Source organism: Oerskovia turbata, assembly GCF_000718325.1.
GTDB lineage: Bacteria > Actinomycetota > Actinomycetes > Actinomycetales > Cellulomonadaceae > Oerskovia > Oerskovia turbata.
This window is the reverse complement of the sequence record NZ_JOFV01000015.1, coordinates 60894-80249: the sequence shown is the minus strand read 5'-3', so window position 1 is coordinate 80249 and position 19356 is coordinate 60894. Positions and strand designations below refer to the sequence as shown.

15 protein-coding genes, 1 tRNA gene and 1 pseudogene are annotated in these 19356 nt (G+C 68.1%); 2 read left to right on the top strand and 15 right to left on the bottom strand.

Features of this window, described 5'->3' with window-relative positions; genetic code table 11:
• Positions 1-137 (top strand): integrase core domain-containing protein (locus tag IE95_RS20205; protein ID WP_157283432.1); only part of this gene is annotated, 137 nt, incomplete at its 5' end.
• Positions 138-150: 13 nt separating this feature from the next.
• Here IE95_RS20205 and IE95_RS0115330 read toward each other — a convergent pair.
• Entirely contained in the window at positions 151-579 is a 429-nt protein-coding gene (locus tag IE95_RS0115330) for a hypothetical protein (protein ID WP_240666407.1), read from the bottom strand.
• A gap of 263 nt (positions 580-842) precedes the next feature.
• Between IE95_RS0115330 and IE95_RS20525 the strand changes: the two genes are divergently transcribed.
• Positions 843-1808 carry a hypothetical protein gene (locus IE95_RS20525; protein WP_129429650.1) on the top strand — a complete coding sequence of 322 codons (966 nt, stop codon included), beginning with the start codon at positions 843-845 and terminating at the stop codon, positions 1806-1808.
• Here the strand turns inward: IE95_RS20525 and IE95_RS0115315 are convergent.
• The 14 genes and pseudogenes from IE95_RS0115315 to IE95_RS19120 form a co-directional block, all read right to left on the bottom strand.
• Complete coding sequence (locus IE95_RS0115315; protein ID WP_129429649.1) at positions 1797-2588, bottom strand: hypothetical protein; 792 nt, start codon at positions 2586-2588, stop codon at positions 1797-1799. The two genes, IE95_RS20525 and IE95_RS0115315, sit on opposite strands and share 12 nt — an antisense overlap.
• Positions 2540-3012: pseudogene (locus IE95_RS21350) on the bottom strand (DUF192 domain-containing protein). Before IE95_RS21350 ends, IE95_RS0115315 begins: the two are co-directional and overlap by 49 nt.
• Before the next feature lie 823 nt (positions 3013-3835).
• A complete protein-coding gene (locus IE95_RS0115295; RefSeq protein WP_030152486.1) occupies positions 3836-4030 on the bottom strand; it encodes an antitoxin VbhA family protein in 195 nt (64 codons plus the stop codon).
• A 538-nt stretch (positions 4031-4568) separates the two neighbouring features.
• A complete protein-coding gene (locus IE95_RS0115290; RefSeq protein ID WP_129429647.1) occupies positions 4569-9704 on the bottom strand; it encodes an NACHT domain-containing protein in 5136 nt (1711 codons plus the stop codon).
• A gap of 538 nt (positions 9705-10242) precedes the next feature.
• Positions 10243-10497 carry a hypothetical protein gene (locus IE95_RS0115285; protein WP_129429646.1) on the bottom strand — a complete coding sequence of 85 codons (255 nt, stop codon included), beginning with the start codon at positions 10495-10497 and terminating at the stop codon, positions 10243-10245.
• Positions 10498-10741: 244 nt separating this feature from the next.
• Positions 10742-12070, bottom strand: coding sequence for a tyrosine-type recombinase/integrase (locus tag IE95_RS0115280; protein ID WP_030152483.1), 1329 nt, complete (start codon positions 12068-12070; stop codon positions 10742-10744).
• A gap of 507 nt (positions 12071-12577) precedes the next feature.
• Positions 12578-12654, bottom strand: a tRNA-Pro gene (locus IE95_RS0115275).
• Positions 12655-12988: 334 nt separating this feature from the next.
• Positions 12989-14575 (bottom strand): ribosome biogenesis GTPase Der, encoded by a 1587-nt coding sequence (gene der / locus IE95_RS0115270; RefSeq protein WP_030152482.1) that lies wholly within the window; start codon positions 14573-14575, stop codon positions 12989-12991.
• A gap of 73 nt (positions 14576-14648) precedes the next feature.
• Positions 14649-15350 (bottom strand): lysophospholipid acyltransferase family protein, encoded by a 702-nt coding sequence (locus IE95_RS0115265; protein WP_030152481.1) that lies wholly within the window; start codon positions 15348-15350, stop codon positions 14649-14651.
• Entirely contained in the window at positions 15347-16150 is an 804-nt protein-coding gene (gene cmk / locus IE95_RS0115260) for a (d)CMP kinase (protein ID WP_051703179.1), read from the bottom strand. The genes IE95_RS0115265 and cmk overlap by 4 nt, the downstream gene beginning before the upstream one ends.
• Entirely contained in the window at positions 16147-16509 is a 363-nt protein-coding gene (aroH, locus tag IE95_RS0115255) for a chorismate mutase (protein ID WP_030152479.1), read from the bottom strand. Before aroH ends, cmk begins: the two co-directional genes overlap by 4 nt.
• 90 nt (positions 16510-16599) lie before the next feature.
• Positions 16600-17562, bottom strand: coding sequence for a pseudouridine synthase (locus tag IE95_RS0115250; protein ID WP_030152478.1), 963 nt, complete (start codon positions 17560-17562; stop codon positions 16600-16602).
• Positions 17559-18296 carry an SMC-Scp complex subunit ScpB gene (gene scpB / locus IE95_RS0115245; protein WP_084690334.1) on the bottom strand — a complete coding sequence of 246 codons (738 nt, stop codon included), beginning with the start codon at positions 18294-18296 and terminating at the stop codon, positions 17559-17561. Before scpB ends, IE95_RS0115250 begins: the two co-directional genes overlap by 4 nt.
• Before the next feature lie 11 nt (positions 18297-18307).
• Positions 18308-19276 carry a segregation and condensation protein A gene (locus tag IE95_RS19120; RefSeq protein WP_051703182.1) on the bottom strand — a complete coding sequence of 323 codons (969 nt, stop codon included), beginning with the start codon at positions 19274-19276 and terminating at the stop codon, positions 18308-18310.
• Positions 19277-19356: the final 80 nt, after the last annotated feature.

Genomic DNA, 19356 nt, shown 5'->3' with positions numbered 1-19356 from the left:
GCTACGCCTCAGAAGCCGAACGACGAGCCGCCCTGGCAGCATGGATCCACGAGTACAACCACCACCGACCCCACACCGCCTGCGGGAACAAGCCACCAGTCACCCGATTGACCAACCTGTCAGGTCAGTACATCTAGAGGGTCAAGCCGGTCAACGTCCACTCTTGGCGGCGAGCACCGCGTCATAGGTCTCGTCATCGATCAGGCCCTCATCGAGCGCACGCCCGACCTCCTCGAACGTGCCGGGCGCCTCCTCGACCAGCCAGTCGAACCCGTCCGTCTTGGTCTGCTCGGCGTACGGCCAGCGCATGAGCTCCTCGACGAGCTGGGCCCGGTCGATCTGCCCGGCGGCGTAACGCTCGGCGATCTCGTACGGGCTCGCCCCGCTGAACCCCTCGCGCACGTCGGGCACCCGCCCGGCGGCCTTGAGCGCCTTGTTCACCGCGGGCTGGCTGATCCGCAGTTCCTTCGCGATCTGCGTCTGCGTCATCGTCGCCGCGAGCCTGCGCAGCGTGCGCAGCTCATCGCGCCGGTCCACGTCCTGCCGATGCCGCAGCCGAACCGCGACCGCGACGTCCACGTTCTGAGTCGTCGTCATGAGATCTACCTCCATCTATAACCAAGGATATAACGCTCGGGGTTGTCCGCCGGTCAAGGGCCGCGTGACTGTGCGTTGCCGCAGACAGTGACCCCGACCGAGCCTGGGCCGAGCCACATTCAGCGCGTCGACGTGGCCGGGCGAGGCGTAGGCAGGGAAGTCGGTCGACGATGTCGAGCTCACCAAAGGCAAGGCCTAATGGCCACGGACTGGCAGTCAAGGATCCACTAAGACATGCTGGGCCGGTGACCTATGACTTTCGCGTTCGGGCAACTCTTGGTGCGCCCGTGATGATCGCCTCGTCCGAAGCGGAACTGGAAGTGTTTCGACAGGAGGACGTGCGCGTCGTTATCCGCTCAACTGCCGACGACCTGCCGCTCACCGACTCTCGAGTCATAGTCATCCGTGGCTCGGGCTATCCAACCGAAGAGGACGCTCTTCGGGAGGGGGATCGCTGGCATGGGCATGTGATGGTTGCGTTCTCCAGTCTGACTTTCGGCGCGGACTTCGGTGAGCGGGAACCAGAGGGTGGCCTCACTGAGACTGGCCTGCAACTCTTCAGGGACGAAGCGCCTGGATACCAGCATTTCAACGACTCTCCGGGAGTTCAGGTCTTTGCCGCGTATCCACCAGTACTCTTCCATGGGGCCAAAGCAACAGCAGTTCGCGGCCATGGGGCTCCAGGGGTCGTGCTCGCGGTCCAGCGAGCCAGAGAACATGACGCCACCCTTGACGAGCGGCAGCGTCTGGCCTACGACCTCTTCAGCGCATCGTTCTCGCAGCCGGCTTCCGACGCTAGATTCTTGATGCTCTCTATGGCACTTGAGACCCTAATCGAGCAAGCGCCGAGATCAACGGCCGAGTGCGGCCAGATCGATGCGATGATCCGTAGTTTGCAGGAGTCCGACCTTGAGCAGGGTGCGATTGCCTCGCTCGTGGGCAGTTTACGGAGCCTCAAACGAGAGTCCGTGGGGCAGGCGGGTCGACGCCTTGCTGCGGGGCTGTCTCCTCGTCAATACCTCGGGCGCTCCGCTGTCGACTTCTTCGCCTACAGCTACGAACTGCGGAGCAAGCTCGTTCACGGGCATGTGCCGCGGCCGTCACGCCCGGTGGTCGACGAGTGCAGTGCTTGGCTCGAACAGTTCGTTGGCCACCTACTCAGCATTCCACTCGCGACGACCATTCAGGATCCGTCGTCGTCAATCACGTAGGTGTAGTTTCAGCGACCACTCGTCTGAAGCGTCGAGCGGGAAGGTTGATACCGGGCGATAGGCAGCCTCAAGCTTTTGGACCAGGTCCTGGAACTCCGCAATTTCGCCACCGTGGAGGATCTGATACTGAGCAAAGACCCATTCGTAGAGTTCCCCCAGGGAGGTTTCATACTCCTGCACGAGATCAAGTATTCGAATGGACCGACTCTCACTGAGATACTTCTTGGCTGGCGCAGGGCACTTCTTCCAGGAGAGCATGTCTGATGCGTCTACGACAACCCACTGAGCGGAACCCCGGGGGTCGGCCTCCAGGTCAATACCCAAAACTGGCTGGCCGCGGTGGATCATGTAGTTGCGGAGAGCCTTCAAGATCGCAGCGGAACGGGTTCCGGTTACGGCCATCTTGCGCGTCTCGTACTCGGCCAGGAAGTTCTCTCCTTCGTAGGTAGCGAGCAGGTTTCTGGTGTGATCCACTAGGGTGAAAGCCGACCCGACATAGTTGAGCAGGTGGCGGAGCGCCATAAGGTAAAAGACCTCGCCGTCAACTCCACTCGGCATCAACTGGGCGGAGTTTTCGAATCGGCTAATGTAGTCCTTAAGTTCAGCACCGTTCGCTTGCATGACGTGAGAGGCACGCTGAACCCCGATCCAGTTCTGCTGCGCTACGAGCGCCGGGTGCGCGGCAAGTTGGCGCTCTATCACCTGTACTTCGTCGAGCGTCAGAGTTCCATTCAAGTGCAGCACCTGAATTTCAAACGCGCCCAGCGGTTTCTCACCCATCCGAGCAGGATAATCGTCAGAAGCGCGAGCGAGGGGGTGAAATCCTCTCGGTCCCAGAGCCAGGCAGCTGCCTCAGGTGCAGGGATGAGGACTGCGTCCCCGCTTTCTACGGTAGTGAGAGCCCCGGCCGCGACCTCGAGCAGCGAGTCGACAGCGCCGGGTGAGGCGTAGATCGGGCAGTCGGTCACGACGTCGAGATCGCACGGTGGCAAGGCCTCGACCGCGACGACCTGGCCGTCGAGGATCCAAGCGATGTCGAGCGGGACCCGGGTGCGGGCCATCCAGACCTCGCGAGGTCCGGCTCGTCGAACGGGAACAGCATCCCGGTGCCTGCGGGGACGTCGTCACGGTCGCTGAGCCCAGCACGCTGGGCGTCGGGTGTGCGCGCGACCTCGACGGTAAAGGTCTGCTCGCCGATGGTCACGATGCTGGTCGGCGCCCCGCACCCGGACAGGAGAACCAGCGCGTCCAGGACGCTGGCAGTGCGCCTCACCGCTCGTGGCCCGGTGTCCCGTACGTGGTGCCGTAGGCCGGCCGGGGTCGGTCTCCATGGCCTCGCACCGGTCCCGCTGGGCCTACGCGGCCGGGGGTGGGGCGAGAGGCCTGGGCCAGGCGGATGGTCTGAGCCAGGCGCAGGGCGTCGCTGGTGTGCTGGTCGAACGCGGTGGGGCGGGTGACGATGCGCGAGAACATCTCGCGCAGCGCCTTCGGGTCCCCGGCGCGGGCAGCTTCGCTGGCGCGGTCGTTCTCGGAGGCGATGCCGGGCGCCGCGCGGGTGACTCTGTGCCAGTCGATGTCGTGGCCGGACTCGCGGGCCAGGGCCCGCACGAACTCGCGCTGCGTGCGGCCGTTGCCCTCCCGAAGGGGTGCACCTGGTTCACGACGTCATACGCGCCCGCCAGGACTGTCGGCACCTTCTCCTACGGGATCCGGCGCAGGTTGTCGGTCTCGCGCAGCACCTCGGCGACCTCGCGCACGCTGTCGGCGATCTGGGCCCGCGGAGTAAAGAAACCCATCTTGCCCTTGAGCACCTGCCCGGCCCTGCCCTTGCGGATCTCGGTCGTACGTCGCGGGGATGCCGGCCTGGCGCAGCGAGAGTGCGCGGGCCTCAACGAAGGCGTCCTCTGCTCGGCGGAGGTCGTGGGGGTTGGTCGCGCCCAGCTTGTTACGCAGGGTCTGGCCAGCGGCCTGGAGCTATCCGCGGAACCGGTCGAACTCGCTGCCGGTCTCCCAGGGGTGCGCCACGCTCAGCTCTTCTCGGGCAGGTTGAGGTAGGCGCGCGTGCGCCTCATGAGCTCGTCTTGATCGATCTCCCCGCGCGCGTACGCGTCCTGGATCGCGCGGGCCTCGTCGCTCGTGCGCCCGCCCTCGAGCTCGGTGCTCGCCCGGGCCTGGCGCACGTCGTTCTCCCGCAGTGCGCGTTCCTCGTCGCTGATAGCCATCGGGTTCCCCCTCTCGTCACCCGCAAACCTAGCGGGATGACGGCGGACCAGGGCGCCGACAGCCAACTCGAGCTCAAGGATCGCGCGAGCCTTGAGGATCAGCGGTCATGGCTGAATGAGCGCCGGACTGGTGCCGCTGCGATACGGGTAAGATAATCGGACGCCGCACAACCGACGGCTGACTCAACCGATCAATGCACCAAAGGGTGGATGATCCGTGGTCGTAGAGGCCGAGATGTATGTTGGGACGTCGTTGTCGGCGCCTGGGTGCGCCACCCTATTCGGATCTCACTGGGAAAGACGCCGATCGAACTCCCTCGCCTTGTCGGGGATTTGGACCCACATCGCCGCGCGATCGTGGAACTCTTACCCGACCATGCGAGTTGTGCCGTCAAGTTCGGACGCGAGAGTCTGAGAGCGAGCGCGCAAGTGACCCGAGAGTGTGTGCAGAGTCCCACGGACGACCTCTTGCGTCGGATTGGTGTCGTACCGGAGGCAGCGGTGTGCACCGACTGTGACGCGCGCGGACGGATAGGGGTCAGTTTCGCGTCAAGGGGCGTTGAGTCAGTGTGGATGCCGCTGCATGGGCTGGGCGTTCGGCTCCAGTGAAGGGATCATGAACCACCACGTCTGGGTTGGCGACGGTCAACATGTCCCGCGCTATCGTCGCGGTGCTCTCGTCGAGTAGCCCGCAGTGGTCAAGGGCCATTGCCGCTAGATAGGACCGTTGAGTGATGATCGCTGGGGTGCGGACATCCCCGATCCCGGGTGTCGGCGCCCAGATCGGGGTGCTGGCATCTGCGGCGGCCGGATCCTCGATTGTGGATCGCAGTGCGATGACCGCGTCCGCGTCGTGGCGAAGCCTGCGGACGAGGGGGCCCGTCAGCAGTGGGAACAGATGGGCGGCGTCCCGGACCAAGATCTGGTGGTGTGCTCGTTCGACGATTGCGGGCAAAGCGCTGGGCGGTGAGGACCGTATAGCGACGGCAAGCAAGTCAATCCACTCGCGACGCTTCCGTGGCTTGCCGATGCGGAACCAGGCCTCAAGGTCGGCGAACATCGTGCGGCTGCGCGCGTCGATCGGGAAGAGCTCGCAGTACAACGCCCGCAGTTGCGGGGTGATGTCAAAGCCGGTCTGCTGCGTCAGCGCGTCGCGGAGCGTGTCAGCGGGGATCTGCCAGGAGTCTCGGTCGACCAGCAGGTCATAAATCTCGCTCGTCGCTCGCCAAACCGAGGTAGAGGAACTCACGCTTGTCAGACAAGCGACGAAGAGGTCGATATCGCGGCGTCCGCCGCGATGCGACCAGAGAAGATACTCGGCACTGCTGCGGAACTGGGGGTTCGCGTCTGCCTCCAAGCGAATGAGATCATTGATCGACGGGTGCGGTGACGAGCTGATGCTGAGCTGGCCGAGTACGGTTGCTCGAGCGTTCTCGCGCGCATCCCTGGCGTTTGAGGTGGACAGCAGAGTGAACAGGCCATCGCCGAAGTGAGTAGACACTTCCTCCCAGTTCACGTTGAGCAGGTCGATCAGTTCCCGATCGATGCCTCCAAACCGCTGTCGGAGTTGCACACCCGGTGGCGTGGGCTCTCCGATCGTCTCCAGGAGACCGTCATGCAGCCCGAGATCACCGAGAAGCAGCATCCCGACCCACCCGGTCTGCCGCCGGTGGTCCAGAGCCGGGCCGTAACCGCAGAGTTCGGCTTGCACCTGTGTCCGCAGCCAGTTGGTGGTCTCCTTGGTCTGCTCGTGCTCGGCGTTCGGTGAGATCCGGTACCGCTCGACACGACGGATCAGCCCGGTCAGAGCTGTGCGCTGTACCCAGACGTCGGGGTCCTCTCCCCAGTCCTCGAGCACGCCACGCAGGGTAGTCGGGGTGAGGTCGGAGCGGGTCAGAGCATCGACGAGTACCTCCCGCAATTGCGGAGGCAAGTAGACGAGCTGGTCAAGAACCGCATCCATCATCATGTTTGCGGTGGCGTCGGCACGATCGCCGTAGGCGCGCACGATCGCCGACGGTGCTGGGTCGTGAATGCCGCTGGTGACGTACCGGGGATGCTGCAAGGCCTTCAACGCGAACGCGACGACCGCCTTATGCGTTGGCCACGCAGTGATGATCGCGTCGACATGCCAATCGAGGTGGCTCGTCCCGACTGCAGTGCAGCGTGTCGCGAGTTCGTCCAGATCGTGTTCGCGCAGGATCGCAGTGAACTCAGAGTCCGCCGGGCTGCTGGCGACCCGGGCCCAGGCTTCGGCGACGGCCATCGCCACCACGACCCGTGCTTCCCCGTCGCCTTCGTCGGCCGACGACCGCAGCAATGAGACGAGCGCCCGAAACCCCTCCGCGACACCGAGCGCATCCAGTGCCAGCGGTGCGAGTGGTGCTGCCGACTCCAAGGGCCCATGCAGGCGCTCTTCGAATGCCGCGCGTACCTCGGGCCTGTCACCGAACCGTTGCAGCAGCGTTGAACCGATGGGGACGGGACGCCACGAATCCAGTGCCGGCAGAAGAACGTCGAGCGCTTCGTCGTCGGGCAACGCTTCAGCAAGACCGACAGCGCCATTATCAAAATGTGGCTTTGAGACGTCTTCCCGGATGGTCGTCGCGGCGCTGCGCGCAAAACCGGGGTCTGCGCGCCACGACTCGGGGATGAGCGCAAGGCTGAATAGCGAGAGTCCGTTACGGTCGGGATGCTCAAGCTCGTCGGCCACCCAGTTCTTGATTGCGTCGTCGTCGCTGAACGTGGTGCAAGCCAGCAGCCAAGCCATCGACCGGTTGCCGCCATTCATGCCATTGCCGGAGAGGATTTCCAGCGTGAACCGCGCCGCCTCCGTCTGCCCAGCCAGCGCATGCTGCACGAACGGGATGGCGATGGTCGCCCAGTACTCCTGCGGCCGCAGCCCCTCCTGTCGCAGGAATCCCCCGAACCACTGCCGCTCCTCGGCAGATAGACAATCGAAATCTCCTCCCGCCGCTTCCCGCAGCAAGTGCATGGCGCAGACTCGTAGCTCCGGGGTGATCTGCGATCGCGCCCATTCGAGGAGGGCGGGTAGCCGTGGCCAGTCCTGCCAACCTATTCCCAAGCACAGCAGCGCGAACGCCTGGTCGATGGCCTTCGCCCCGTCGAGGATGCTCGTTTCGATTCGAGCGCCGACCGTCGCGTCGCCGGCATATCGGATCGCTATCGCGTGGGCGGCGTTCAACTGCGCAGCGTCGTCCTCGTGCCGCAGACCCCAGAGCAACGTGGGAAGGACCCCAGTCTCCGCGACCGCGGCGTGTCGGAGCATCCACAGCGGCGAAGCCGGCTCGGGATGCGCGGCGTTGAGCCAACGTGTGAACGTGGCGAGCAGAAGCGGTCGCAGCGACGCGTGTTTCGTCATTGATACCAGCGACTCGACCAGCGTGGCACGGTGGGCGTTGTCGGCGTGCTCGTTGACCCGGTTGATAATCTCCGTCACCCATTGCGATTGCCTAAGCGTAGAGATCGCTACGTCGGCGGCGATCGCGTGGGCGATCAGCTCATACTTGTCGACCGGGTCGACATCGGAGTGCTCGCATAGCTGGTTAAGCAGTGACGCGTTCACGTGTGCGTTGACCTGGCTGGCGAGCCCGGCGATGAGTACATCCCGCCATGTGGCGTCGCCTGCCCGGGCGGTCAGGACGATCTCCTGCTCCTCGGGCGGGAGGGTAGCCAGGTGCTCACCTGCGAGCTGATCGAGCAGAACCCGATGGAGGAACCCGACCATGCCGACGCCTTGCGGGACGAGTAGGCCGTACTCGTCCTCTGCCTGCGACAGCACTGCTGCCGCGACCCGGGCCGCATCGGCTGCCGGATAGGCCAGACCATCGTCACGGCGAAGCTCCTCGCGGAACCGCCGTTCCATCTCCTGTCGGGATCGGATCGCCGAACCGCCCTCCATGCGGGCCTGGTAGGCGACGCCACGGAGCACCGTGAGCATGTCGCTGGTGGAGAACTCCGATCCCGCCGCGTAGGACGCACGGCGGCGCATTTGGGGGTGCTTGTCCACCAGAAGCTGGACCAGCGCGGAGAACAGGTGGAACCGTTGCGGCGGCAACGACTCTCCCCGCCATGACTTCGCCAACAGCCCGAGAAACAGAGGCGTACCCAAAAGAGGGCTCAACGCCGGAATCTCGGCCAGTTCGGCCAGGAATGACTCCGCATGCGGGGTGGACAGACCGTCGGTGCCGATCGTGTCGGAATCGGATAGCGCCCGGGTGACCAGATCGACCTGCTGAGCGTGGGTGAGCGGCGCCAGTACCGCCTTCGTCCACCGCTCCACCCAGTTCAGCCGGTCCACTGCGTACGGGCGAGCAGTGAGGATCGCGCCGATTTGTCGCTGGGACACGAACGACTCGATCAGTCCGAGCGCATACTCCGCGGATGCGGGGTCGTTCCACTCATCGACGCCATCGACGAGCAGGATCGCCCGTTCGTCGTCGAGCGCCGGCTGGGTGAGATCCCAAACAGACGGTCCACCTTGTTGGGTGACCCAGGCCTGAATGGCCGAGACGACCGAGTTCGTGGTGGATCCATCGAGGTGACGACATAGGAACCCGAACGGCAACCACAACGGCAAGTTGCCGCCGTGCGCCCGCTGCAGCGCCGCAGACTGCGGTTCGGCGGCGAGGATATCCGCGGCGGCAAACATCAGGAAGCTGGACTTTCCTGACCCGGGCGCGCCGATCAGCAGCCGGAGGCGCTCGGATTCTGCCCATTCGTCGACAGGAGTGCGTGCCCGGTCCGCTTCCGACGATCGGACCGGTTCTCGTCGCGAAGGTTGGCGGATGCGGCGGCGCATCCTCAGGGGCGTTCGCGCGAGCTCTTCAAGTGGCTGGTCCGCAACCAGGGGCGCCGTCTGCTCTGGCTCCACTGCGGGGCCTCGTGACAGGGGGCCCTCCGATATCGGTTGTGTGTCGAGGATCAGGTACGACAGGCCGTGGGTATGCGTGCCAGTGACTGTCGGCGAGGCGCCCTGCGACCGGAACGCGGCCCGATAGAGGCCTCCGAGGGCGGCGCGGGCTGCGCGTGCTTGCTCGGGGATGATCCGCCCGGCAAGCTCTGCAGCGCGGTCCTCTCCGCAGAACTCGACCACCCACGCCCGTCCGAAGAAGTCATCCACCAGCTGAGGGTGATCACGGAGCCGGGAGGCGATCTCTTCCGCTCCCCACGGTTCAAACTCGACGCCGGTCTCCGCGAGCGTTTCTCGCGCGGACCGGACTGCGACATCCAACTTGGTATCGCGAAGCGACGAACTCGTGGCGTAGTAGAACCGAGAACACTGGTCCGCCCACTCGCCGTCGAGGAAGTCGGTGACCGCAGAGGTGATCGAGGCGGCGGTGAGGCTCTTCACCCGGCGTGACTGCAGTGCTACGTACCTTCTTCCCGCCGCTGCAGCCGAGGCGTCGAGCGAGGGTGCGGCTCGCGCATACACATCGATTCCTGCCTGGGCTTGCCCGGGCAACCCGTACAGGGTCGCGTGCTCGATGTGCGCTTCAGTTTCCAGAAGCCGGGTGAACAGTCGCTCAGCATTCTCAGGGGTCAAGTCACCCACGGGCAGTAGCGCCTGCCGGGTCTGCACCGGCGGTGCCGGCCATGGTCCGTTCGGAACGGACCACAGCATCGCCGGTAGCTCGAGTTGTCGCGTCGTCACGCTGCTATCTTGCCGTTCGCAACCGACATGTCCCCTCTGGCTCGCGGCTTCTCGTGAAGCAGTACGGTGTCGAGGCCGCGTCGCACCGGCGGTGATGGCTGGGCAGAGAGGCCGTCAACGCACCGGCCGGGGAAAGCGATCTCGGGCAACTCCCACCTGCTGGCAATGCCGCGTCGCAGCCAGTGCTGGGATGTCGAATAGTGTGAGCGAGAGAACGAAAACCTCTTCCTGCGCGCCAGCGCACCCGATCTGCGGCACCAATAGCCCGAGCCGGAGACCCGTCACGGTCCCGGCGCTGCCCCGGGACGGTGACGGGTCTCCGAGTCCGGCGCGGTCACAGGCCCTGCGACGCTTCTCGTTGCGCAGGTCAGCACCTTGTGACCTGCTCGGGCCACGACCAGCTGTTGTGAACCCTAGGAGGGAGTGCCCATCGCTCAGACGAGCCGACCCCAGTTCGTGTACCTAATCCACTGCTTGTCCATCAGGCGACCGGTCCGATGGAGGACATGTCGGAGGGTCCGTATCCGTTCGATACCAATCACGTAGTCGCTCGCACGCTCGGGGTCGGGGCCAACTTGGCGTGGACGGCGTACCACTCCGTCTCAATCTCCTCGGGCATCTCCTCGAGTGACGAGCCAAGCGGATGCGAGGCCCTGTGCTCCTTCCAGAGCTCAGCGATGCGGTTAGCTTCGAGAACCTGAACGCCGAGGTAGCCGTCATGGTCTGCGATCTGACTGTGGCAGACGTCGCAGATCCACATGACATCGCTGACGTTGACTGTCGGGGGCTTCAAGGTGACCTCCTGGGCTCGAACCGAACGGGCAGGCCTGAGCCTGGGCCGCGCGGTCGTCGTACGGCGAGAGATCGGCGCCCGCTCGACCCAACCCAAGCGCACACGGCGCTGCTGACGATCGCTCGTCTACCCGCGTTCGGTCTGGGGCCTCGCGCGGCACCTCGGTGCGGTACCCGACGGGTGCTGGCGCTGAAGCTCGAGACGCTGCGGGTGGGGGCGGCGATGAGGCAGTGGTCAGCGAGGTCTACCCCGCGCAGGAAGCGTCCCTTGTCGGCCACGCGCATGGGCACGTTTCTCGGCCTCCGTACAGAAGTGGCAGTAGCGAACCACGGCCGGGCACGAGGCGGCGGTCAGGCATCATCGTTCGGTGGATCAGCCTGTTCGACGATGTCCTGCAGTACGCCGAGAACGTCCGGTGCGGTGTGCCGCCCTCGATGTAGTAGTTCGCTGTAACAGCTTCGGTGTTCCCCAGGACAGCGGCGGCGGTGGCGACCTCGTACCCACCCGCCCGGAGGGCGGTGGCGACGGTGGCTCGCAACGTGTGCGGGTGCAGCGACCTCGGGTCGATCCCAGCTGCTTCGAGCGCTTGCTTCAGGGAGCGTCGTGCGTTCTGAGTCTGCCAGTGGGTACCGACTCTGGTCCTGAACACTGGGTCATCCGGGTCGGCGTTGTCGGGCCGCAGAAGCCGTAGCGATTCGACGGTGAACGGCGGAACGGTGATGCTGCGCATTCCGCGCTCGGACTTCGTGACCTCCTGGCGAACCGACTGGTAGCCAACCTGTACCATCGTCGCCACCACCGTCACTGTCGACCGCTCCCCCTGCCCTGTCGCAAGGTGCACGTTCCCCCACCGCAATGCGAGTGCCTCCCCGATTCGCATCCCGGATCCAAGGAGCAGGTCGACCAGCACGGCCAGATTGAGGGACGGGGCGGGCCCGAGACGCCTCGCCGGGTCAGCACGCCATCGGCGCGCGGCGTCCCGCAGAGCGTGGATCTCGTCCGTGGACAACGCCCGGGGCTGGCTCCTCCTCTTGGGTGGGACAGTGGTTCGCTCGGCAACGTTCACACCCTCGATCGCACCCATGCGGATCGCGTAGTCCAGAATCCGCTTGACGAGGGACCTGCACTTGCGGCGCTTGTCATTCAGGGAATGTTCCGCACCGTCGGCACCACGGATGGACGTCAACCACTGTTCCAGCAGCGGAGTGGTCAGGTCACGCAACCTGAGTTGCCCAATGACGGGTACCACGTCGACACGCAGCAGCCGTAGGTCCTGCTCCACTGTCTGAACCCGCACCCGTCCACCAGGGGCGTGAGCCTCCTCCATGCGCAAGGTGACCCACAGGCGGGCCACCGTCTCGAACAATGTGTTCGCAGTCAGGTCTGTGACGCTGTCCGCGCGTCCGCTGTTGGAGTAGAACTTCCTCGCCCACGCAGTGATCGCGGCGGCCGGCGAGTCTTCGGTGACCTGGATGCGGCGCTCTCTCCCGTCGCTATCGCTTCCACGGGCATCGACCCTCCAACGCCCGGTCGCGGTCTTCTTCGGGACCAGGGCACCGTGCGTGCCGGGCAAACGCTGAGGTCTTCCACCACTACGCATCATGACGACCGCCGGGTCCGGTCCAGCGGTCGATCGCCGCCAGAAATCGAAACGAGTGTGGGCTCCATCGTGACCAAGTAGGCCCCGTCTGGCCATCGTCCTGCCGGTACCGCAACCTGCTACCGCCACGTAGATCACACGGACTGGCGCTGGATGCGTGGAAGGGGTGGCTGACATGGCGGGACGAGCCATGGTGGGTGGCGAGATCGCTCACGGTGAACAAACGGTGGTTGCGGGTCATGCCGTCTCTATGCGGCGGCCCAATGGCTCCCCTCACGGCGTGTTGCCACAGGCGAGCGCGGGGACCGTCGGCCTCGCACTGGATGCCGCACCGCTGCCGAGAACCGCAACGTCCAGGTTTGTGGAGACGTCGCCGACGCCCTTGCACTGCCGTGACGTGACACCACGTGCCGTTTGTGGAGGCTTCCAACGACGAAGCCCAGGTCGGGAGGATGAAAAACACCTCCTGACCTGGGCTTTTGGTCGGGCTGACAGGATTTGAACCTGCGACCCCTTGACCCCCAGTCAAGTGCGCTACCAAGCTGCGCCACAGCCCGTGAGCCCCGGAGGGCTTCACCAGCCCTTCAGGGCCGAGAGAAACAATACCCCACTTTGGGCGTGCTCCGTGCATCGTCGCTGGTGAGTGGCACGGGTCACGCGCGTCCGGGGAGTTCTCGGCCGCGTCACAGGCCATGTCGAGGCCATGCCCAGCGCGCCACCAGTGCCCCACCAGTGCGCCGTCGGCCCCCACCCGGTCCCAGCACTCCCCCAGCGCGCCCCACAAACGCCCAGGAGAGCCGCGCGCACCTTCCGGCACGCACGACCCTCCCGTGGCTCTCTCGACGTCTCACACGCCCCGCAGAAGCCCCTGGGGGCCCGGCAAGGGGCGCGTCAGCGCTTGCGCTTCTCGCGCACGCGCACCGAGATCTCGATGGGCGTCCCCTCGAACCCGAAGGTCTCGCGCAGGCGACGCTCGATGAAGCGTCGGTAGCCGGCCTCGAGAAAGCCGGTCGCGAAGATCACGAAGCGCGGCGGGCGCGTGGACGCCTGGGTCGCGAACAGGATGCGGGGCTGCTTGCCGCCGCGCAGCGGGTGCGGGTGGGCTGCGACGAGCTCGCCGAGGAACGCGTTGAGGCGCCCGGTCGGGATGCGCTTGTCCCAGGACTCGAGCGAGCGCTCGAGTGCGGGCACGAGGCGGTCGGTGTGCCAGCCGGTACGGGCCGAGACGTTGACGCGCGGCGCCCACTGGATCTGCACGAGGTCCTTCTCGATCTCGCGCTCCAGGAAGGGGCGGCGGTCCTCGTCCATGAGGTCCCACTTGTTGTAGGCGATGACGAGGGCGCGCCCGGCGTCGACGACCTGGGAGATGACGCGCGTGTCCTGCTCGGTGAGCGGGACGGACGCGTCGACGAGCACGACGGCGACCTCGGCCTTCTCGATCGCGGCCTGGGTGCGCAGCGAGGCGTAGAAGTCGGCGCCCTTGGTCTGGTGCACGCGGCGGCGGATGCCGGCGGTGTCGACGAACCACCACGGGATGCCCTTGAGGAGCACGAGCTCGTCGACGGGGTCGCGCGTGGTGCCGGCGACGGAGTCGACGACGACGCGGTCGGCGCCCGCGACCTTGTTCAGGAGCGAGGACTTGCCGACGTTGGGGCGGCCGACGAGCGCGACGCGGCGCGGCCCGGAAGGGAGGACGACGGCATGCTCGGAGACGAGCGGCAGCGCCTCCATGGCGGCGTCGAGCAGGTCACCCGTGCCGCGCCCGTGGAGGGCGGAGACGGGGTGCGGTTCGCCGAGGCCCAGGCTCCAGAGCTCGGTCGCGTCGGCCTCGCCGCGCGCGCCGTCGACCTTGTTGGCGCACAGCACGACGGGCTTGCCGGACTTGCGGAGCAGCTTCACGACGCGCTCGTCGGTGGCCGTGGGGCCCACGGTCGCGTCGACGACGAACACGACGGCGTCCGAGAGCGCGATGGCGACCTCGGCCTGCTCGGCGACGCGCGCCTCGATGCCGGCGACGTCGACCTCCCAGCCGCCCGTGTCGACGAGCGTGAACTGGCGTCCGGCCCACTCGGCCGGGTAGGAGACGCGGTCGCGCGTGACGCCGGGCTTGTCCTCGGTCACGGCCTCGCGGCGGCCGAGGATGCGGTTGACGAGCGTCGACTTGCCCACGTTGGGGCGGCCGACGATCGCGAGGACCGGCAGCGGCGCGGCAGGGACGTCGTCGGCGGAGTCGTAGTCGTCGCCGGACAGGAGCGCCATGTCCTCGTCGGCGAGCTCGTAGTCCTCGAGGCCGGCGCGCAGGGCGCGCTCGCGGGTCTCGTCGTCCAGCTCGTCACCGTCGGCGGCGAGCAGTGGTTCGGTGGTGTCCTCGGGCTGCCCGACGACGTCGCTCGCCTGGTCGATCGTCTCACCGGGGGTCTGCGACACCTCGTCGAGGGATGCCTGGGCATCGGGCTGTGCGTGGTCGGGTGTGGTCATGGCGACCATTCTCCCAGCAACCGGGCAGTTCTCCGAACGAGGACCGTGCGCGACACGCCCGGAGTGCACGACGTCACTGCGCGGGGCGTCCTCCGGGAAGGAGGCGATCGGGTCCGTCGACCGGCAGTGCGATGCCCGAGCGGTCCACGGCGCCGGTCACGAGCGTGGCGAGCGCGGCCCGGATCTGCTCGTTCGCGGCGTCGAGGGCGGCCTTGCCGCGCACGCCGTCGGCCTTCCCGACGACGACGGGCTCGCCGAACTCGACGTACAGGCGGCGACGGAGACCGGGGACGCGGTTGACGCCGTCGCCGGTGCGGCGCGTGCCGAGCACCGCGACGGGGACCACGGGCGCGTGGCCGTTGAGCGCGAGCCAGGCCACGCCCGCGCGCGCGGACGTGGCGTCGCCGCGCCCGCGGTTGCCCTCGGGGAACACGCCCACTCCCCCGTCACGACGCAGGACCGCGAGCGCCGTCACGAGTGCTGATCGTCCGCCGCGGCGGTCGACGGGGATCTGTCCGGCCGCGCGCAGGACCCACCCGATCGGCCCGACGAACATCTCCTCCTTGACGAGGACGTGCAGGGGCCGGGGCGCGACGCCCAGCACGAGGGGGCCGTCGACGAGGCCGGTGTGGTTGGCCGCGAGGAGCACGGGACCGGTCGTCGGGACGCGTTCCGCCCCGACGACCCTCGTGTTCCAGATCACGCGCGCGAGGAAGCGCCCCACCCACCGGGACCAGGCGGGCCCGGCGGGAGAGGGGACGTGCGGGGTGCTCACCGAGCGGTCCCCTCGCCCTCCGTGACGGCGTCGGGCGTCGTCGCAGCGGTGGCCATGACCTGCTCGACGACGTCGAGCACGGCCTGGATCGTCTGCTCGAAGTCGAGGTCGGACGAGTCGACCGTCACGACGCCGTCGGCCGCGACGTGGAACTGCGAGACCGTCGCGTCGTCGCGGTCGCGGCGCAGCACCTGGTCCTTGGTGGCCTCGACCGCGGCCGCGTCGGCGGCGCCGTGCACCTCGAGCGAGCGGCGGGCCAGGCGTGCCTCCTCGCTCGCGGTGAGCAGGATGCGCACGTCGGCGTCGGGCGCGACGACGGTCGTGATGTCGCGCCCCTCGGCGACGATGCCGCGCCCGCCGGAGAACGACGCGTCGGCGCTCTCCGAGGACGCCGACGACTCTGCCGCGATGATGACGCGCTGCAGGCGGCGCAGCTCGGCGCGGACCGCGAGGTTGGTGGCGACCGCGCTCACGGCCGTGGAGATCTCGGTGGTGCGGATCGCCTCGCCGACGTCGGTGCCGTCGACGTGCACGGTCGGCGCGGCCGGGTCGATGCCCATGACGAGCGGCATGACGTCGACGGCCGCGGCGACCGCGTTGTGGTCGGCGAGGTCGACGTTCTCCTCGAGGCACCACCAGGTCGCGGCGCGGTACATCGCGCCGGTGTCCAGGTAGGCGGTGCCGAGGCGCTGCGCGACGGCCCGCGAGACGCTCGACTTGCCGGACCCGGAGGGCCCGTCGATCGCGACGACCAGTCCACGAGCCGCGGGTGTACCGGCCCCGGTGCCGTCCGCGCTCACTGGGCCAGGTCCTTGCGCAGCGACGTCGCCCCGTGCAGGTACACGTGCTGCACGTCGGACCGTGGCACGTCGATCTCGGCGTGCGCCATGAGCCGCACCACGCGGGGCAGCGCGCCGGGCACACCGATCTCGACCGCGCACATGAGGGGCACGTCGCCGAGCCCCATCTCGCGGGCCGCGGCGGCCGGGAAGTCCGCCACGAGGTCGGGCGTGCAGGTGAAGAAGATCGAGATGAGCGACGCGGTGTCGATCTCGTTGGCGTCGAGGACGGCCTGGACGAGCTCGCGCGTGCGGTCGAAGAGGTGCTCGCGCTCGTCGACGTCGAGCTGCGTGGCGCCCCGGATGGCCCGGACGGGCATGGGTGGTACTCCTTCGTACGGGAGGGTCGGTCGAGCGTGGCGCCGCCCCGGGAGCGCGTGAGGACGCGCCTCCCGGGGGCGGGAGGGCTGCTAGAGCCCGACCTCGCTCATGAGCGTGCCGAGCTCGGTGCGGCCCAGGACGCGGGTCGCACCGGGGCGCAGGTTGCCCAGGTGGATCGACCCGATGCGGGTGCGCACGAGCCGGGTCACGGGGTGGCCGATCTCCTCGAACATGCGGCGCACGATGCGGTGGCGGCCCTCGTGGAGCACGACCTCGACCATGCTGGCCTGCGGGGTCGTGTCGACCACGCGGTAGCGGTCGACCTTCGCGGGGCCGTCCTCGAGCTCGATGCCGTGGAGCAGCTTGTTCGCGACGTTGCCCGCGACGCGTCCCTCGACCGACACGAGGTAGGTCTTGGAGACCTCGTACTTGGGGTGCGAGAGACGGTTGGCGAGCTCGCCGTCGTTCGTCAGGAGCAGCAGGCCCTCGCTGTCGGCGTCGAGGCGCCCGACGTGGAAGAGGCGCTCGGGACGCGTCGCGACGAACTGCGTGAGCGCGGGGCGACCCTCGGGGTCGTGCATCGTGGAGACGACGCCGAGCGGCTTGTTGAGCGCGATCGTCACGAGCGACTGGTCGAGCTGGACGCGCATGCCGTCGACGTGGATCACGGCCTTCTCGGGGTCGACGCGGACGCCGAGCTCGCGCACCACGACGCCGTCGACCTCGACGCGGCCCGCGGCGATGAGGTCCTCGCACGCGCGACGCGAGCCCAGGCCTGCGGTCGCGAGGACCTTCTGGAGCCGCACGCCGTCGGCGACGTGCACGTCGCGCTGCGGGCCCTGGGGGGCGGCGGGGCGACGCGGCGGCTTGCTCTTGCCCGCCTGCGGGTCGCCCGCCCACCCGCGGCCCGCTCCCGAGCGGGGCGCCGAGGAGCGCTGACCTGCCGGCCGGCCACCGCCTGCGCGACCACTGCCCGGTCGACCGGTTCCCGAGGAGTTCTCGGACCGCTGTCCTCGGGCGGCCGGTCGGCCACCCTCGCGTGCGCTGCTCATGATGTTCCTTCGTCGTTCGTGCTGGGTCGAGCGTCTGCGGGCAGGGCCGGCGACCGCGGCTGTGCGTGGTCGCTCCCACCCCCGGACGCTCCGAGTGTGCTGTCGGCGGCGTCGACGATCGAGTCGACGTCCGGCAGGTGCGGCGCGAGGGCGGGGAGCTCGTCGAGCGACGAGAAGCCCATGCGCTCCAAGAAGTATCCCGTGGTTCCGTACAGGACCGCACCCGTCGTGGGATCCTGGCCGACCTCCGCGACGAGCCCGCGGGTCGTCAGCGTCCGTACGACGCCGTCCACGTTCACGCCGCGCACGGCCGAGATCTGGCCGCGCGTGACCGGTTGACGGTACGCGACGACCGCGAGGGTCTCCAAAGCGGCCTGTGTCAGGCGCGCGCTCTGGCCCTCCAGGAGGAAGCGCCCGACGACGTCCGCGAAGACCGGCGCGGAGTACACGCGCCACCCGCCGCCCGCCTGGCGCAGCTCGAAACCGCGGGGACGCCCGCCCAGCTCGCCGCGGTACTCGGCCGAGAGCTCGCCCAGCAGGTCCTCGACCTCGCGCTGGGGCAGGCCGAGCGCGGTCGCGAGCTGGACCGCTGGGATGGGTTCGTCGGCGACCATGAGGACCGCCTCGAGGGCCGCGAGGGCCCCGCCGGGCAGGTGCTCGGCACTGAACGCGGGCGCGTCGTCCGCCTCTGCGCCGCGCGCGGCGACTGCGGTGTCCGCGGTGTCCTGGGTCATGCGCTCCTCGTTCATGGGTCCGACCGTGTCGTGGTGTGCACGTCCGAGGCAGGGAGGACGTCGGTGTCGTCGGCGTCGAACTCCCCGCCCACGGCATCGAGCGACGCGCCGTCCTCGTCGTCCGCGCCGTCGCCGCCCGTCCAGCGGACCGTGAGCTCGCCGAGCGCCTCGACCTGCTCGAACGCGACGAGCCCCTCGCGGAACAGCTCGAGCAGCGCGAGGAAGCGCGCGACGACGACCAGCGTCTCGCCCGTGTCCGCGACGAGCGCGCGGAACGAGGCCGCGCCCTCGCGCCGCAGCAGCCCGACGACGATGCTCGCCTGCTCGCGCACGCTCACCGCAGGTGCGTGCAGGTGGGTCAGGGACACGCCGGGCGGTGGTGCCTTGGGTTCCATGGCCTTGGCCGCGAGCGCCGCGAGCTGGTCGGGGCCGAGCTTCCACACGAGCTCGGGCAGCAGGGCCGCGAGGTGCGGCTCGAGCTGCACGATGCGGGGGAAGCGGCGCCCCTCGGTCGCGAGCCGGTCCGCGATGACCGCGGAGACCTGCTTGTAGGCGCGGTACTGCAGGAGCCGGGCGAACAGGAGGTCGCGGGCCTCGAGGAGCTCGAGGTCCTCGGCGCTCTCGACGTCCCCGGTGGGCAGCAGGCGGGCAGCCTTGAGGTCGAGCAGGGTCGCGGCCACGAGCAGGAACTCGCTCGCGGTGCCGAGGTCCCAGCCGGGGTGCCCGCCCCGCCCCGGGCGGGGGCGACGGGACCTGGCGACGGGCGCGCCGCCGTCGGGCGCCGTGTCCCCGGGCGGGACCGGACCCGCCTCGGCGCGTGCGGCTTCCTCGGCCTCGCGCGCGAGGCGCTCGGCCGTGCGGATGTACGCGATGAACTCGTCGGTGACCTGCGCGAGAGCGATCTCGGTGATGTCGAGCTTGTGCTTCGCGATGAGCGAGAGCAGGAGGTCGAACGGGCCCGAGAAGTTCTCGAGGTGCACCTCGAACGCGGGGTTGCCGTTCCGGTCGGTCGCGAGGGGCGCGGGAGGTGTCGCCGTGACGTCCTGCGCGTCGGTCGACG

What these genes read in the sequence shown, in the direction of transcription:
- aroH (WP_030152479.1), bottom strand. Translation starts at nt 16,509, where the DNA reads ATGCCCGTCCGGGCCATCCGGGGCGCCACGCAGCTCGACGTCGACGAG.
- IE95_RS0115295 (WP_030152486.1), bottom strand. Translation starts at nt 4,030, where the DNA reads ATGGCTATCAGCGACGAGGAACGCGCACTGCGGGAGAACGACGTGCGC.
- scpB (WP_084690334.1), bottom strand. Translation starts at nt 18,296, where the DNA reads ATGACCCAGGACACCGCGGACACCGCAGTCGCCGCGCGCGGCGCAGAG.
- der (WP_030152482.1), bottom strand. Translation starts at nt 14,575, where the DNA reads ATGACCACACCCGACCACGCACAGCCCGATGCCCAGGCATCCCTCGAC.
- IE95_RS0115315 (WP_129429649.1), bottom strand. Translation starts at nt 2,588, where the DNA reads ATGGGTGAGAAACCGCTGGGCGCGTTTGAAATTCAGGTGCTGCACTTG.
- IE95_RS0115250 (WP_030152478.1), bottom strand. Translation starts at nt 17,562, where the DNA reads ATGAGCAGCGCACGCGAGGGTGGCCGACCGGCCGCCCGAGGACAGCGG.